At 43.0% G+C, this 379-nt stretch carries 1 pseudogene; it reads left to right on the top strand.

The features are described 5' to 3' along the window. Window positions 1-379: pseudogene (locus tag NJT12_RS24915) on the top strand (hypothetical protein); the annotation flags it as partial.

Genomic DNA, 379 nt, shown 5'->3' with positions numbered 1-379 from the left:
TGTTTATGTGAAACAGGGAGATACCTGGGTAACTACAGGAAATATCAAAGGACCAAAAGGAGATGATGGAAAAGATGGTGCTGATGGAAAATCAATTACCGGCGGTACCGGCGCACCCGGAGCAACAACCCCAGGAAAAGATGGAGATACTTATGTAGATAATAGTACAGGAGATGTTTATGTGAAACAGGGAGATACCTGGGTAACTACAGGAAATATTAAAGGACCAAAAGGAGATGATGGAAAAGATGGAAAATCAATTACCGGCGGTACCGGCGCACCCGGAGCAACAACCCCAGGAAAAGATGGAGATACTTATGTAGATAATAGTACAGGAGATGTTTATGTGAAACAAGGTGATACTTGGGTTACTACAGGA

Origin of the sequence: Flavobacterium azizsancarii, from assembly GCF_027980145.1 — a bacterium.
Lineage (GTDB): Bacteria > Bacteroidota > Bacteroidia > Flavobacteriales > Flavobacteriaceae > Flavobacterium > Flavobacterium azizsancarii.
This window is presented reverse-complemented; position numbering and strand designations above follow the sequence as displayed.